This window comes from Brevibacillus sp. FSL K6-2834, assembly GCF_038592925.1.
Lineage (GTDB): Bacteria > Bacillota > Bacilli > Brevibacillales > Brevibacillaceae > Brevibacillus > Brevibacillus borstelensis.
Genome location: NZ_CP151945.1, coordinates 1046023 through 1060290, shown reverse-complemented (window position 1 = coordinate 1060290; position 14268 = coordinate 1046023). Strand labels below are relative to the sequence as shown.

The 14268-nt window shown below is 47.6% G+C and carries 15 protein-coding genes; 5 read left to right on the top strand and 10 right to left on the bottom strand.

Translation table 11 applies throughout. The annotated features are described in order from the left end of the window. Nucleotides 1-165: 165 nt before the first annotated feature. Together NST96_RS05330 and NST96_RS05325 are read right to left on the bottom strand one after the other, a co-directional pair. A complete protein-coding gene (locus NST96_RS05330; protein ID WP_003389272.1) occupies nucleotides 166-1866 on the bottom strand; it encodes a DUF262 domain-containing protein in 1701 nt (566 codons plus the stop codon). A gap of 128 nt (nucleotides 1867-1994) precedes the next feature. After that, nucleotides 1995-2420 (bottom strand): NUDIX domain-containing protein, encoded by a 426-nt coding sequence (locus tag NST96_RS05325; RefSeq protein WP_003389273.1) that lies wholly within the window; start codon nucleotides 2418-2420, stop codon nucleotides 1995-1997. 307 nt (nucleotides 2421-2727) lie between these two features. Here NST96_RS05325 and NST96_RS05320 point away from each other — a divergent pair, with 307 nt between their 5' ends. Together NST96_RS05320 and NST96_RS05315 are read left to right on the top strand one after the other, a co-directional pair. Further along, nucleotides 2728-3369, top strand: coding sequence for a TetR/AcrR family transcriptional regulator (locus tag NST96_RS05320; RefSeq protein ID WP_024985486.1), 642 nt, complete (start codon nucleotides 2728-2730; stop codon nucleotides 3367-3369). After that, nucleotides 3366-4061 (top strand): MBL fold metallo-hydrolase, encoded by a 696-nt coding sequence (locus NST96_RS05315; protein WP_003389276.1) that lies wholly within the window; start codon nucleotides 3366-3368, stop codon nucleotides 4059-4061. The genes NST96_RS05320 and NST96_RS05315 overlap by 4 nt, the downstream gene beginning before the upstream one ends. Nucleotides 4062-4177: 116 nt before the next feature. Here NST96_RS05315 and NST96_RS05310 read toward each other — a convergent pair whose 3' ends face one another. Continuing rightward, a complete protein-coding gene (locus tag NST96_RS05310; RefSeq protein ID WP_342405675.1) occupies nucleotides 4178-5026 on the bottom strand; it encodes a dienelactone hydrolase family protein in 849 nt (282 codons plus the stop codon). 15 nt (nucleotides 5027-5041) lie between these two features. Continuing rightward, a complete protein-coding gene (locus tag NST96_RS05305; protein WP_157211829.1) occupies nucleotides 5042-5467 on the bottom strand; it encodes a PH domain-containing protein in 426 nt (141 codons plus the stop codon). A 228-nt stretch (nucleotides 5468-5695) separates the two neighbouring features. Here NST96_RS05305 and thrC point away from each other — a divergent pair, with 228 nt between their 5' ends. Continuing rightward, nucleotides 5696-6958 (top strand): threonine synthase, encoded by a 1263-nt coding sequence (thrC, locus tag NST96_RS05300; protein ID WP_031932097.1) that lies wholly within the window; start codon nucleotides 5696-5698, stop codon nucleotides 6956-6958. A gap of 237 nt (nucleotides 6959-7195) precedes the next feature. On the opposite strand, the gene NST96_RS05295 is transcribed toward thrC, so the two are convergent. Both NST96_RS05295 and NST96_RS05290 read right to left on the bottom strand, forming a co-directional pair. Beyond that, on the bottom strand, nucleotides 7196-7636 hold the full coding sequence (locus tag NST96_RS05295) for a GNAT family N-acetyltransferase (protein ID WP_003389281.1): 441 nt from the start codon (nucleotides 7634-7636) through the stop codon (nucleotides 7196-7198). A gap of 34 nt (nucleotides 7637-7670) precedes the next feature. Further along, complete coding sequence (locus NST96_RS05290) at nucleotides 7671-8099, bottom strand: CPBP family intramembrane glutamic endopeptidase (protein WP_327986039.1); 429 nt, start codon at nucleotides 8097-8099, stop codon at nucleotides 7671-7673. A gap of 425 nt (nucleotides 8100-8524) precedes the next feature. Here NST96_RS05290 and NST96_RS05285 point away from each other — a divergent pair, with 425 nt between their 5' ends. Together NST96_RS05285 and NST96_RS05280 are read left to right on the top strand one after the other, a co-directional pair. After that, nucleotides 8525-9280, top strand: coding sequence for a DUF2087 domain-containing protein (locus NST96_RS05285; RefSeq protein WP_171505748.1), 756 nt, complete (start codon nucleotides 8525-8527; stop codon nucleotides 9278-9280). Between the two features lie 67 nt (nucleotides 9281-9347). After that, nucleotides 9348-9689, top strand: coding sequence for a GIY-YIG nuclease family protein (locus NST96_RS05280; protein ID WP_003389284.1), 342 nt, complete (start codon nucleotides 9348-9350; stop codon nucleotides 9687-9689). 277 nt (nucleotides 9690-9966) lie between these two features. On the opposite strand, the gene NST96_RS05275 is transcribed toward NST96_RS05280, so the two are convergent. From NST96_RS05275 to NST96_RS05260, 4 genes are all read right to left on the bottom strand, one after another. Continuing rightward, nucleotides 9967-11181: an IS256 family transposase gene (locus NST96_RS05275; protein WP_342405674.1), complete on the bottom strand. Its 1215-nt coding sequence runs from the start codon at nucleotides 11179-11181 to the stop codon at nucleotides 9967-9969. 117 nt (nucleotides 11182-11298) lie between these two features. Then, nucleotides 11299-11802: a hypothetical protein gene (locus NST96_RS05270; protein WP_171505749.1), complete on the bottom strand. Its 504-nt coding sequence runs from the start codon at nucleotides 11800-11802 to the stop codon at nucleotides 11299-11301. A 64-nt stretch (nucleotides 11803-11866) separates the two neighbouring features. Then, nucleotides 11867-13114, bottom strand: coding sequence for an amidase domain-containing protein (locus NST96_RS05265; protein ID WP_171505750.1), 1248 nt, complete (start codon nucleotides 13112-13114; stop codon nucleotides 11867-11869). A gap of 590 nt (nucleotides 13115-13704) precedes the next feature. Further along, the gene (locus NST96_RS05260) at nucleotides 13705-14268 is read right to left on the bottom strand and encodes a DUF4825 domain-containing protein (protein ID WP_171505751.1); all 564 of its coding nucleotides are present in this window, start codon (nucleotides 14266-14268) and stop codon (nucleotides 13705-13707) included.

Below are 14268 nucleotides of genomic sequence, written 5' to 3'. Positions count from 1 at the left end.
GCTTTACTCCCATCGTAACCCAATTATATGGGCGGTAAGTCACGATGTCAACACTCGTTTTTTGCCTGACTCACAAACCTCGCCCCCACCATGCCGCCTCGAAAATGATGGGAAAAGCACCCCTGCCAGCTTTGTAACAGGGGTGCTTTTCCTGCCGAGAACGAACTAGTCCGCCTTCTTCAGCAGGTCGATGATTTTCGCTTGTCTGTCCCGCAATACATCAGGCGTCCACTTTGCATGCTGCTCGATAAATACCTTGTTGGCGTGGAAAGCGTCGATCCTCTTTTGCAAATACAGCTTCTTCTTGTCCTCGAAATCGTGATTGCCAAGCGCGCTGTTTTTCTTCTGGCTGATGAGTACGAGATTGGCCAGGCGATTGGTCCAATATTCTCTCTCTTCATCCGTGAAATCCCGTTTCCACTGACTCGAATCAGCCGGGTTTTGCGGCAGCACGTGCTCCACTGTTATGTAGCTGTGTCCGGAGAGATGCACGGTGTTGTCACTCAAAAGGTATTCGAGCTTCAGCAGCAGATGACGGGCGAACTGCTTTTTGTACACATGTCCTTCAATGTTCCGGACAAATTCATCCTCATCAATCTCGAAGAGCTCTTTTTTCTTGAACAACTCTTCCACCTGATTCGCAGGGGTGCTGTCAATGGCCTTCAAAATGCTGTTCATTGCTTCCAGACGCAGCGTCGGTGTGATTCCGCACACCCAGTCGCCCGTAAATTTATGCTCCAGCTTTTTCAGGAATCGTTCCAGATCGGCGGCACCGAATTTGGAATAGTAGTGCATGAGCGGCGGTATCCAATCCTCCGAGCGAAGGCCGATCCGCATGACAGTGATGAGGTTCTTGTAGCCATTGCTCAGGTTTGAGCCTTGCAGCTCGATGATCTCTTCGTAAATCGCATTGTATCGCTCAATCAGTTCAAACGTGTCTTTCCCCATCCTCAGGCTTGGCTGCTTCGGCGCTTTTGGGTGATAAATGTGGTCGTGGAACTCTTCCAGCAGATTCGCGCGCGCTTTTTCTTGCACCAGAATCGTCCGGATGAACTGGAGAAAGCGGTCAAAATTTTCTCCGTGCTTTCCTTCGATCTCTTCCCAGACCTTGGCGTATTTGTTTACTTCCTTTTCCGATGCGAGAGCCCCGATGTTTTGCGATTTGAGAATGTCCGCGTTGGTCAGGGGAATGCCCCGGTTGTTCAGGATTGTAAACATCCGAAACGCATCTTCCGTATTGTCCGTGGAGACGTAGATAAACAACGCCTTGTTAAAAATGAAGCGTACGAACTGGGGCAAGTCCCCCGCCGCAATTTTGTCCTGCAGTTCGGCACGAAGCACGAGCGTGGCATTCGCCATGTTTTCCAAAGAGACGTTTTCGCTCTCCCGCAAGGCCTGCAGCTCTTCTTCCTTCGCTGTTCCGCCGTGGGCGATCAGATGCGATTGAATGAAGTCTTCTACCTTGTCGCGGATTTTGTATGTAATTCTCATCCTGGCCGGAACGTTCTCCAGCAGGTTCTCTTCCTGATAAATCTTCTTTTGCAGCGTCTGCTTGAATTGATCACTCCCGATCAAATCGCGCAGTACGGCCATCATGATAAAGAAAGTGGTCAGCCGCTGCTGCCCGTCCAGCACCTCGTACTCCGGATAGGAACTCGCCTTGATCCGCTTCAGTACGAGCGACCCCAGGAAGTAATCATTGTCCGGTTTGTTTTCAAACGCAAACACGAGGTCATCGACCAGTTCGGTCAGATTGTCTGTTTGCCATACGTAAGACCGTTGGTACTCGGGAATGACAAACCAAAAATCCTCTGAAAAGATTTTCTGCAGAATCTCTTTATTTGCATCAATCGTCCCTGCCGTCATTTCTGCCGCTCCCTTTTCTATTATTTTCACATACTGCCAGTAGTACTATATTCCTATCATATACGAGCGGACAGCTTTGCTCCAGGTGCAATTCGGCAGGATGCCAAGAAGGGGGCCGCCATTTGCAGCTAAGCTTGAGACCGCGCTTCCCCGAGCAGCTTCTCGACCGCGGGCACTGTGAAGCAAGCCAGGTTTTCCGGCAGCTCGTCCAGTGCAAACCAGCCGATCGCCCCGATGGCTCCGCCCTCTTCCCTGTTCCGCGCCTCTCCTGATACGATGCGGGTCACATAGATAGCGGAAATCCAATGCTCGCCTCGCTCCGGTCGAATCGTTTCCGCCATGCAGAGCAGCCTCTCTACCTGCACGTCCAAATCTACTTCCTCTCTGATTTCCCGCACCACTGTCTGCTCCAACGGTTCGTAGGGATCTACCTTCCCTCCCGGAATGCTCCAGGTCCCTTTTTCCGGTTCGCGGTTTCTGTAGACGAGCAAAAGCCTGTTGTCTGAATCGAGGATGACGGCGCCGACGCCGATCCGGGGTGCTTGTTGGGTCATATCCAATCTCCTGTCCATTTTTTCGAGAACGACTACAGCGGTTCGTTCACTGTCCTTATCAGCCTTATCTGCCTTATGTATCTTATCTATACTTATCTATACGATATTGTACACTTCACACACGAGCTTTGTCTTTCTTGGGAATCCTCACATTTATATGAACAAAAATCCTCCAACCATATTTTGGGCAAAAGCTGCTTGACAAAAAATATAACCATCGGTTACATTATAACCAACGGTTAGTAACCGTTGGTTATAAATTTTGTCTTTCTCTTATGAAATGGACTTCGAAAGGGATTGTGATCATATGACAAACAAACAGGAGCAGCGTTCGGAGGAGACCAAGCGATCGATACTGACAGCGGCGGGCAGGCTTTTCGCGGAGCGGGGCTACGACGCGGTGACCATGCGGGAAATCGCCAAAGCGGCGGGATGCTCACATACGACGATCTATATTTACTTCAAGGATAAAGAAGCATTGCTTCACCACCTCGCTATGGAGCCTCTGCAAGCCTTGTTTGCGGAAATGGAGGCGGGCGTGCAAAATCACTTGCTTTCAGCAGACGAAAGACTTTTGGCTGTCAGTACCAGCTTCGTTCGTTTTTGTTTGCTGAATCGAAGCATGTATCCGCTTTTTTTCATGGCCAAGTCCTCCCGCGTGGACGAAAAAGAGCCTTCGCTTGAACTCCAGCATTTGCGAAACCAATTGTTTGGACTGCTGAAAGACGCCGTGATCGCTTGCCTTCCGCCCCACCTTACAGAAGAGCAGTCATGGGCCTATGCCCGCGTCTATTTTTTCACGCTGCACGGCGTGATCGGCACGTATTCCCAGTCGGACGAAACATTTGACATGCTGATGGAAAGACTCGCTCCCACCTTTGAGCTGGCTCTGCGGGTCGCTCTGGCTGGCTGCAAGCAAATTGCACATGAGGAGGCTGCTGCGAAATGAAAGTGGAGAGAATCTCGGAGCACATCTGGAGCATCCGTTCCTGGATGCTGATTCCCGTACACGTATGGGCCGTAGCGGATGAAGAAGGGGTAACGCTGGTGGATGCGGGGATGCCGTTTATGGCAAAAGGGATTGAAAACGTCGTGGATCAGTTGGGGGCGGGACCTCTCCGGCGAATTCTCCTGACTCACGGGCATTCCGACCATACCGGTTCCGTCAAGGCACTCGTGGAGCGCCGATCCATTCCTGTCTACGCTCACCGTACGGAGATTCCGTACATGGAAGGCCAGCTTCCGTATCCGCGCCGCAAGAAAGCGGAGAAAAATGTAACCCCCGGCCTCGCGCAAGCGCTCGGCGAGAACGAGCATGGACAGTTAATGACCGTAGCCGGTCTGCGGCCGTATCTCACCCCGGGGCATTCGCCCGGACACGTCGTCTACTTTCACGAAGAAGACCAGGTGCTGTTGGCTGGCGATTTGTTTACCTCGAAGAAAGGAAAGCTTCACAGACCAATGCCGATGTTCACGGCTGATATGGGCGAGGCCATTCAAAGCAGCGCGATCGTCAGGGAATTGGCCCCTCGCCGTCTGGAAGTATGCCACGGTGGGCCCGTCATGAATGCAGTTGAACAATTGGATGCGTATATGGAGAAGACGGCGCGGGCCTACTCGGTTGATTTGCGGACTTCTTAAAAAGGGGGAGTGTGAAAAACACTCCTCCTTTTGCTGTCTGGTTGTTCAGGTCTTTCAGACAAGAAGCAGGACTGGGCTCCTCTATCTGCACGCACTCTCGTCGCGTCTAGTCGCGTCTACCCCAGCTGTTTGAGCAGCCAGTCTCTCCGATCGGCCTCGGCCTCCCCGCAGCCTGTGAAAAGATGGTCGCTCTCATACCATTTGACCTCTCGGGGAGTGCTGGCGGCAGCGATATACTGATCCGCCTGCTCCTTGTCGATAAATTCATCATTGTGCACAAATTGAAACAAGACAGAAGCTGGTGCCGCATTCTTTATGTAATGGACCGCATCCAGCGCTTCCAGCTCGGCAAAAACCTGCTCAAACCGCTCCTTGGGCAAAATTTGCCGGACCAGATCGGCTACCGGGTGCCCGCTCGTCCTGTGCCAGACTGTGGACCTGGAGTAGCCAGCCATGAGGACAAAGGCCTTGACCCGCTTTTCCACACCTGCAAAGACACCGCCCCAGGTCGCTCCATAGCTGTGGCCGACATAGCCGATCCGATCCGCATCGACGATGTCCAGGCTGGTCAAAAGGTCTACCGCTCGCTGCAAATCGACCACGGTTTGGATATACAACTCTTTTTTTACCATCATCTCGACGAGCTGCACAGCTCTTTCCGCCTGAGACAGCTCCGAGGAAAGCTCCTGCCGTAAAAACGGAGCGTCAATCAACAAAGAAACGATCCCTTGGGCCGCACGTCTTTCCGCTTCCGGCAAAAACGAAGAGCGGTTCCCTTGTCCCGGATGCAGAAACAGTACAGCCGGGAGCGGTGTTTGCCCTCTTCCGTCCGGTGTCACCAAATATGCAGGAACCTTCCCTCCGTGGGGGCTGTCGTAGGAAATATCCCGTACGCTGTACCCTTCTTTTTCCGCAACAGAATGTTCTTCCCAACTGAGCGGCAATGTTTTGTCATAGATAAACATCGTTCTTACCTCCCTTTACTCAATGAAAGCCCCGGGGCATTTTCGGCGCAGCTCCGTCAAAAACGCATCCCGGTCCTTCGGTGAAATCAGGACTATGCTGCCGTTCCCGTATGAGATTTCCAGCCGTTTCAGGGACAAAGCCGGACTTGAAGCGGGATTGGAGGTTTTTCGCACTGTTTTTATGCTGTCCAGCGGAACTGCTCGGCGAAACGGGCCATAGCGGATGAGCAGCTCCTTGTCCCCGATGACGTAGTACGTGGAGGAGAACAGCCACAGGATAAAGCAGGGAACGGCAAAATGAACGATGAAGAGCACTGCTCTTTCACCCGTGCTCATCAAGCCTCCTGCAAACATGGTCCGCAGTCCCTCTAAAATGACCAACAGCATCGTTCCCACGATCAGTACAGCCAGCCACATATCTACCTTGGAAGGAAATTTCACGTTTTTGCTTTGTCTCCGTTTTTTCATGATGAGGACGATGAGCCTCGCAAGCGCAGTCTTCCACTTATTGTAACATATCGCTCATCCGTTTTTTACCTGATGGCCCATCTCCTGGGTTTGCCGGACTTGACCCTTTGACGTATAGTAATTGATAAGACAGAGTTGTAGATATATTCCGAAAAGAGGTGGAGAGAGCCCTGCTGCGTCTGGTCAGGGATCTCGCAACAAATGAAACTGGTATGCGTGAATTGTAGCCGGGAAGTGGCTTTGGATGCGTTCGATTATCAGTGCGGATGCGGCGGTTTGTTCGACATCGTCCACGATATGAAAGACTTGGATGCCGACCGACTGAAGCGCGTTTTTGACGAACGCCTTTCAGAACGCATGACCCCTTACGCAAGCGGAGTATGGCGCTACAAGGAGCTGATTTTCCCCGAGCTTCCCGAAGAGTTTATCACGACGAAATACGAGGGAAATACCGGGCTGTATTCCTCCGAGCTGCTGCAAGCCTATACAGGGATTCGCAAAATTTGGCTGAAGGCCCAGAGCGAGAATCCAAGCGGCTCCTTTAAAGACAACGGCATGACCGTGGCTGTCTCGCACGGGCGCTCGCTCGGCTATAAGCGCTTTACTTGCACTTCGACAGGCAACACGTCTTCCTCTCTGGCGATGTACGCCGCGCTTGCGCAGGGTTCATCCTACGTGTTTGTTCCGAACAAGAACATCTCGCTGAACAAAGTGCTGCAGACACTGGCCTATGGGGCAAAGGTGATCAGCTTTAGCGGCACCTACGACGACGGCATCCGCTTTTATGAACAGTACAGCAAGGAGCTGGAGCTGTACATTTGCAACTCGATCAACCCGTTCCGCATCGAGGGACAAAAGAGCATCATTTACGAAATCTCGCAATATCTGAAGTGGAGCCTGCCCGACTGGGTCGTTATCCCCGGCGGTGCGCTGAGCAATGTAACGGCACTCGGCAAAGGGCTGCACGATCTGAAAACGCTCGGCTTGATCGACAAGGTGCCAAGAGTAGCCCTGATCCAGGCTGAGGGGGCAAGCCCGTTCCACAAGATGGCGGCTGCCGGAAAGCAGGAGCTGACTCCCGAGCCAAGCCCGTATACCCGCGCGTCCGCCCTCAACATCGGGAATCCGCCAAGCTGGAAAAAAGCGCTCCGCACGCTGGAGCAAACAAACGGCGTGACCTGCTCCGTGACCGACGCGGAAATCCTCGACGCCAAAGCGAAGGTAGACCAGAGCGGAATCGGCTGCGAGCCGGCCTCTGCTGCGACTGTAGCCGGACTGCGCAAGCTGGTCGCACAGCAAATCATCGACAAGGACGAGACAGCAGTATGCATCCTGACCGGCAACATGCTCAAGGATACCGATGCTCTGCACGAATATCATCTCGGCGAAGCCTCGGCGGGCAACTACCGGAACGGCATCTTGTCGGCTGACCTTGCCCTGGAGGACATTCAGCGCCTTCTGTGATTGTCAGCTTGCGATTTACCCTCTGTTGATTGACCCCCGGGTATCGGCTCTCAGGTATTGGCTCACATTTTCCGGGCAATATTGCTCCCGGCTGGCGATCCTTCTTACAAACAGGCAACAAAAAACAGGCGTGCGCGAAATTGCATGCCTGTTTTTCTTTACCTGCGGGCAATGCAGACAAGTACATCTTGAGCTGTAACGCAGCCACGAAGAGTGGTACGCCGACCACTTCGCCGCCTATTTTAGCGGCATGCTCATCGTGACGTTTCTTTCTGTGAAGCCCAGCTTCCGATAAAGCCCGACAGCGTGGTTTTCCACAAAAACGCTCAAGCGAACCTCCGGCAACCCCGCCTCTTTCAACTGCTCGATCGCCCGCTCCATCAACTGCTTGGAGATTCCCCTTCCCCGGTACTCCTCGATCACATACAGCTCGTAGATAAATCCGAACGGAATGTCGGTGAACTGATCCCTGCTCGTCCCGAGCAAAACCCAGCCCATCAGCCGATCTTCCTCTGTCGCGATGAGGTAGTAGCCTCCTTTGGCCAGCAGCGGCTCAACCAGCTGTCTGACCTTCTCTTCTGTCGGTCTCGCTCTCCCGATGGTTCCATCGAACAGCGCTTGCACAGATAACTCCAGAATCGCTGCAAGCTCGTTCCCGGTTGGCTTTCGAATGTCCATTACTCCTCTTTCCTTCCTTTTTGCTTCAGCAAAACTAAGATAAAAACAAAAGATAAACAGCCATAATGCCGCCATCGGCCAGAATATGGCTGACAATCCCTCCTGCCACAGCATCGCTTCTCGCCCGCATGTATCCCCAGATCAAGCCCGCCACAAATACCGGAACGACCATAAACACGTTATACGGCCAGGCAAACAAAGGAATGACGGACAGGAAGTGATACAAGGTGTAAAACGATGCCGTAAAGAAAATCGCTGTATGCTGTTTGTATGTATTTGCTAATCTATGAAATATGTACCCTCTCCAGTACAGCTCTTCCAGAAAGGGATTCACCGATAAAAGAATCAAAATGAGCCATATGAGATGATCGCCTGAAAAATTCCACTCGATCAGCAGGCTTTGCAGCTTCTCCCGATGGAAAACATGCGAGTGAAAGAAATAACCTCCCAAAAGAATAGCCAAAAAAAAAGAAGATTCCCGTACTCATTCCACTATACATATTTTTCCGTCTAAACACGAGCCCGCAGTCTCTCATCGCTTGCGAAAGCTTCTTTTCCTTCCTCAGCAGCATGTCCACGAGAGGAACCAGCAGGAGCCAGCTATAGAAAAGGACAAACGTAACCGGCACGCTCCCCACTCCCTGCAGTCCAATCAAGATCATGACAGCAGGTCCGCACAACAGCAGCAACAGCTTCATCCCAGCACCACCCATTTCCGCATCAGATGTATCTTCACAAATTTTATCTCCTCAAACAAAAATAAAGCAGTACCAAATTCTTGTGGTACCAGCGCAACCGGTGGAATCAACTTCCGACACTCGACAAACAATAGACGATTTAGTAAAATGTTTATATTAATACAAACGAAAAATAGGATGTGTTTATTTAATGACTGTTTCCGAACGCTTTTGGAATGCGTCACTGGATGAGCTGAAGCGCGGATATGTTCAAGAGGAGGATCGCTTTGTTTGCCTGCTCTGCGGAAAGGCTTTTGAGAAGGGAATTATTTATCCGGAAGATGGTGTCTTGTATGAAACAGAAAGATACGTGCGCCATCATATTGGGAAAACGCATCAATCGGTGTTTGACTACCTGATCAAGCTCGATAAAAAGCTGACCGGTCTGACCGAGCACCAAAACAGCCTGCTTCACCTGTTTTACCAGGGTAAAAGCGACGCCGAGGTGCAAAAGGAGCTGGGCATCGGCAGCGCCTCCACAATCCGCAACCACCGTTTTGTCCTGAAGGAGAAAGAGCGGCAGGCCAAGGTATTCCTCGCATTGATGGAGCTGCTGAAGGAAAAGGACAAGCACGCTCCCGCTTTTATCGACGTGCATCAGACCGCCACCATGGTGGATAATCGGTACAACGTAACCGCGGAAGAAAGCCAGGCCATTTTGAAAAAATACTTTCCCGAAGGCACGGACGGACCTCTCAAGACGTTCAGACTGAGGGAAAAGCAGCGGGCAGTCGTTCTCCGGCAAATCGCCACCAGATTTGAGGCGGATCGCACCTATACCGAGAAGGAAGTCAATGAAATTTTGAAGGCTGTTTATGACGATTATGTAACCGTCCGACGTTATTTGGTTGATTACGGTTTTTTGGACCGAAAAGCAGATGGCAGCCAGTATTGGCTGAAGAAATGACGATCTCCCTGTGCACGTTGTGGCGCTGCATGGCAGTAGTCGACAGAAAGAAAGGAAGGTATTTCCCATGAACCGCAAAGAGGAATTGAAGCAGCAATTTAAAGAAATCAAGACGGAAGCAGGCGTTTATCAGATCAAGAACATTAAAAACAACAAAATTTTGATCGAGAGCACGAAAAACTTAAAAACGATAAACGGCAAAAAGTTTCAACTGAAGGCGGGCAGCCATTTTAACAAACAGCTCCAGAAGGATTGGAATGAGTACGGCGAGGACGCCTTTGTCTTTGAAGTGCTGGAAGTGTTGAAAAAGAAAGAAACGGGCTATTTTGATGAAGCCGACGAGTTGAAAAAGCTGGAGCAGAAATGGCTGGAAGAGCTTCAGCCGTACGGTGAGCGCGGGTATAACTGATGAGACTTTACATGGAGAGACGGGCATGATGGCTTGCTGATCATGCCCGTTTCCATGTAAGGTCGGCACAATAGTTGAATGATCCGGTTAGTTCGTTCTCTTGGGGTCTGTCAAGATTTTTGTGTAAACTCAATCAACCGATATATGAACAGGTTTCATCCCCCTAATTGGGACATCTTTTTCGGAGCCAATAGAGTCAAGGGCGTGAGGCGAAGCGAACCCTTGACGCGTTGGTGGAGAGAAAGATAATCCCTTCGGGGATGAAGCCTTTCATTTGTTAACGGATGTACGGCTGTACCCGATCTTCAAAGAAAACGGATAGCTGTAAGAGAATCTGGCCCCAGTTCTGGACTCGTCCCGTCCATTTTCGCAGAACATCCATGGTTACGAGATATAACATCTTCAAAAGGGCATCGTCTGTGGGAAACATGGCTTTTCCCTTTGTCACCTTTCGAAGCTGTCGATGATAACTCTCGATGACGTTAGTTGTATAGATCAGCTTTCGAATCTCGGGAGGATATTTAAAGAAAGTGGCGATCTCGTCCCAGTTATTCCGCCAGGAACGAACCATCAAGGGATATTTACTGCCCCAGGTTTGTTCAAACTGCTCAAGCTCTTCCAACGCGGCTTGCTCCGTTGGAGCTTTATAGATGGGTTTTAGCTCGGACGTGATCTTTTTGAGATCCTTATAGGAAACATATTTGATGGAATTTCGGATTTGATGGATGACACACTTCTGAATCTCCGTTTTCGGATAACATGCTGAAATGGCTTCTGTAAAGCCACGAAGGTTATCGACGCTTGTAATAAGAATATCCTGGACCCCACGATTTTTCAGTTCATTGAGTACATGCAGCCAGAATTTTGCCGATTCATTCTCCCCAATCCAGATCCCAAGCACATCTTTATGACCGTCAAGGTCAATACCAATTACCATATAGGCTGCTTTATTGACGATAGCTCCGTCCTGTTTTACCTTAAAGTGAATGGCGTCAAGGAAAACAACAGCATAAACCGCTTGCACGGGGCGATTTTGCCACTCTTTGATCATCGGTACAATCTTATTGGTTACATTCGATATGAGCGTTGGTGAGACTTCGATGCCATAGAGCTGCTGCAGATGGTCTTGGATATCGCGTGTGGATACGCCTTTGGCATAGAGGGCAAGAATTTGATCTTCGATCCCTGTCACGTTGGACTGATGTTTCTTTACAATGTTTGGCTCAAAATCACCCTCTCGATCTCGAGGGACTTGGATGTCGACATCCCCGTACTCAGAACGGACGGTTTTCTTGCTATACCCATTGCGGCTGTTGGTTGTCCGCTTGTTTTTCATGTCATGCTTGGCGTATCCAAGAGAGGACTCGATTTCAGCTTCCAGCATTTCTTGGATTGTGTCTGCGAATAGATCCTTTAACGCTGACTGTACGTCGTCCACTGACTTCATGTTTTTCTCTTTGATCCACTGCTTGATCTGCTCTTTTGACATCATAAAAATCTCCCAACCTTTCTACTCCTAATTGTAGTTTAGAGGTTGAGAGTTTACACAAAATATTTTACAGACTCTTCTCTTGTAATGCCCAGAATCGGCGGTGCTGGGGATACTTTATCAAAACTTCCTTTTGAACTCTTTCACTACCCATTTGTCTTTTTCTTTTACTAAAATAATTTGTCCGTAGCTTATTCTTTCCATGCCAACATCATTGATAGATAACGGAGTCTTTGACTGTTTTGTGTAAAGTTTTGCCCCCACTAGAAAACTATGGTCGCTCCCTTCACCATCATCCGAAATGCTCAGCACGATCTGATTGTCTTTAACTACCTCACCATTTTTTCGCAACCACTCTTTTGCAATATTTACTTGTTCAGCATTCTTTTTATCGGCAAGCTTGACTGCTGGCAAAACGTCGTGGATTTCAGAGAATATGGAATCCACTTCATCCATATATTGCAGGATTATTCTTTGGGTTATTTCATCATTTACATTGTCGGAATCTGCGGCTTCGACAGAAGCAGGAGTGGCAGCAGTAGTATTATTATCTCGTGGGATCACTAGATAAAAAACAGCCCCAAGTAGAACAATCAATACTAATATCCCGTACATTTTTTTCACAGTTTCGCGCCTCCCTAATTAAACAATATATAGTGTCAAGGTTACCCTCGACACTATATATTGTTTAATACTCTTCTACATTCCACTTATTTCCGTAAATAAACACGAATTTCATACCTAATTTGTCTGGAGAAGCTCCCCCATAGAGTGCTTTTAGATTTTTATCCTTTTGGTTATTTGTATGAGCACTAATATAAATTTCTTCATAGTCAGTTATCGAATTATCATTGTCGTCATCAACCCGTGTAACGAACATCACGTGCCCTGGTACATAAATATAGTCACCAATTTCAATTAAGTTTGGTTTTTTTGACTCCCGTCCATGTATTCCATAATCCTCATTAGCGTCATTATAAGTTATCCAATTGAAAAAATACTTAGTCCCTGTCCAATTCCAAGTATTTGTTTCCCCTTTTGTATTTGCCCACCAATCTCTTCTCATTGGGTAATCCTTAGAAGAGCTATCTCTGCCTCCTAAGCCATACCAAATAGCTTGGGAAACATAATTTTGACAGTCGGTATCTCCATATGCTTTAAATTGACTATTATTGTAGTTTTTTGTTGATGTTGAATTTGTTGCATCTGTATATTTTCTCGCATAATAAACAGCATCCTCTCGGGCAGATTGGTCAAATCTATCCCACTTATCTCCTGGGACACCTAATACTGATACATTATCAGATGACCTATGTCCTGATACGTTTCCTTCAATTTTCAATCTTTTTTCCTCCCATGTTTGAGGGACATCCGCATCTTCAGCCTGTGACATCACCTCATTTCCTAACTTACTAATACTATTAAAATCTGTTCCAAAGCCGAACAATTCTTTTAAATTATCCGAATAATCATCTTGTGAAATTAGCCACTGGTCATTTTCTTTAACTAATTTCACCTTATGATTTATTTCATTTTCGAATGGCTCTTTTAAAAAGTTGTAATCAATACTTTGATTAAGAGAAAGCTCAACGCTTGCTTCCTTATCCTTAATACTAATTGACAAGATGTCAATTTTATTGTTGAAGCTACTAATTTCAGTCCCATCCTCTTCATGAGAATTAATTAGAAATTCGGAACGATTGATCTCATACTCTAAGAATTTCCGGCTAATAATGTCATCATTATTAAACAATTTGCCCAAATCCTGTAGAGCATCTTTGTCTTTATCTTTAATAGAGGATAGTTCTAAATCAAAATACTCCTGTAGTTTTGATTTAATTTTTGTTTCCTCAGATTCATTCTGAGTTTTTGCAAAAACCGTAACTGGACTTAAAGCAAGTGTCAAAACCATAAGTATAAAGATACTTTTTTTCATAAATACTAAGCCTCCTTTGATTCTTTTTTGTTATAATAAAAAATCTACTCTATTTCAAACACCTCCTTTATGAGAACTATAGAAGACATTCGCCCCCTTTACCTAAGTGGTAACTATTGGAAGTGATTAGACAAATTTTACCAACAATAAATCGGTTTTTCAAGTTTATTTTTTGATTTTTAACCCTTATACAACTTTAAAAAATTATTTTTATTCACCAACTTGTATTAGTTTCACTCCCATGAAAAAAGAACGAAACAATACTTCTCTAAATCTGCCTTTTAACATCGAACATCTCCTGCTTTTGTAATAGTCAGTAAAGTTTTTCTACTCTAAGATGGGAAAACTTTTAAAAAGTATGAGTGGACTCTGAAAAACATGTTCTGATGACCCATTGTTACCGTAGCAAACAGCATAGTATAACCGATTAGGAGCTTTTACGAGTAAACAATGAACAATAATCATATATTGACCATTAAAAATTCGAATCGTAAAAAAGCCGTACACGACATGAAAGCAGTTGCGTACGACTTTTTTTATGAGTGCATTCACTTTTCATTTCGACCAAAAGATCACGACCTCTCGAAACTTCACTCCACTTTCTTTACAACCTGCGTAAAGAAGCGCTCCACATAGCTTGCATCTGCCAAAGGATCTCGTACGATTTGGTTCCACTTTTCCTTCTCTTGAAGATCGGCAAAGGAAACCCCGTACCATTTTTCTGCCGCATCTCTCGAGATGGAATAGGCACCATCGGTAAAGCTCATTTGATACGTTTGCAGGTTGTCGATGAGGACAAAATTGGCTGTCGCATTGTAAAGCAGCGCTTGCTTGAGCAGCCTTTCATCAATGTTGGCGGCGTCCAGTTCGAAAATAAGCTCCACCTTGTATTCCTCAGGAAAAAGCTGAAAGGTCTTGGGTATGTCGGAAAGCGGAAGATGGTAGTTCAAGTTGCCCAGATTGCCCGCGTCCCCCATATATTTATGTTTATAGGGCAGGACACTTTCAAAATCATGAGTCAAAGGGTTCTTCTGCTCCATTCTGTACTGCTCTTCCTTTGCTTCTGCTTCAGGCTTCAGGTAGCCTTCTACCATTGTCAGTGAAACGGCGCCTACGAGGAAAAGAATCACAATCCATACGTTTTTGCTTTTCAT

Excerpts from the sequence above, each read along its gene's own strand:
- NST96_RS05330 (WP_003389272.1), bottom strand. The coding sequence starts at position 1,866 with ATGACGGCAGGGACGATTGATGCAAATAAAGAGATTCTGCAGAAAATC.
- NST96_RS05325 (WP_003389273.1), bottom strand. The coding sequence starts at position 2,420 with ATGACCCAACAAGCACCCCGGATCGGCGTCGGCGCCGTCATCCTCGAT.
- NST96_RS05320 (WP_024985486.1), top strand. The coding sequence starts at position 2,728 with ATGACAAACAAACAGGAGCAGCGTTCGGAGGAGACCAAGCGATCGATA.
- NST96_RS05315 (WP_003389276.1), top strand. The coding sequence starts at position 3,366 with ATGAAAGTGGAGAGAATCTCGGAGCACATCTGGAGCATCCGTTCCTGG.
- NST96_RS05310 (WP_342405675.1), bottom strand. The coding sequence starts at position 5,026 with ATGTTTATCTATGACAAAACATTGCCGCTCAGTTGGGAAGAACATTCT.
- thrC (WP_031932097.1), top strand. The coding sequence starts at position 5,696 with ATGAAACTGGTATGCGTGAATTGTAGCCGGGAAGTGGCTTTGGATGCG.
- NST96_RS05295 (WP_003389281.1), bottom strand. The coding sequence starts at position 7,636 with ATGGACATTCGAAAGCCAACCGGGAACGAGCTTGCAGCGATTCTGGAG.
- NST96_RS05285 (WP_171505748.1), top strand. The coding sequence starts at position 8,525 with ATGACTGTTTCCGAACGCTTTTGGAATGCGTCACTGGATGAGCTGAAG.
- NST96_RS05280 (WP_003389284.1), top strand. The coding sequence starts at position 9,348 with ATGAACCGCAAAGAGGAATTGAAGCAGCAATTTAAAGAAATCAAGACG.
- NST96_RS05275 (WP_342405674.1), bottom strand. The coding sequence starts at position 11,181 with ATGATGTCAAAAGAGCAGATCAAGCAGTGGATCAAAGAGAAAAACATG.
- NST96_RS05265 (WP_171505750.1), bottom strand. The coding sequence starts at position 13,114 with ATGAAAAAAAGTATCTTTATACTTATGGTTTTGACACTTGCTTTAAGT.
- NST96_RS05260 (WP_171505751.1), bottom strand. The coding sequence starts at position 14,268 with ATGAAAAGCAAAAACGTATGGATTGTGATTCTTTTCCTCGTAGGCGCC.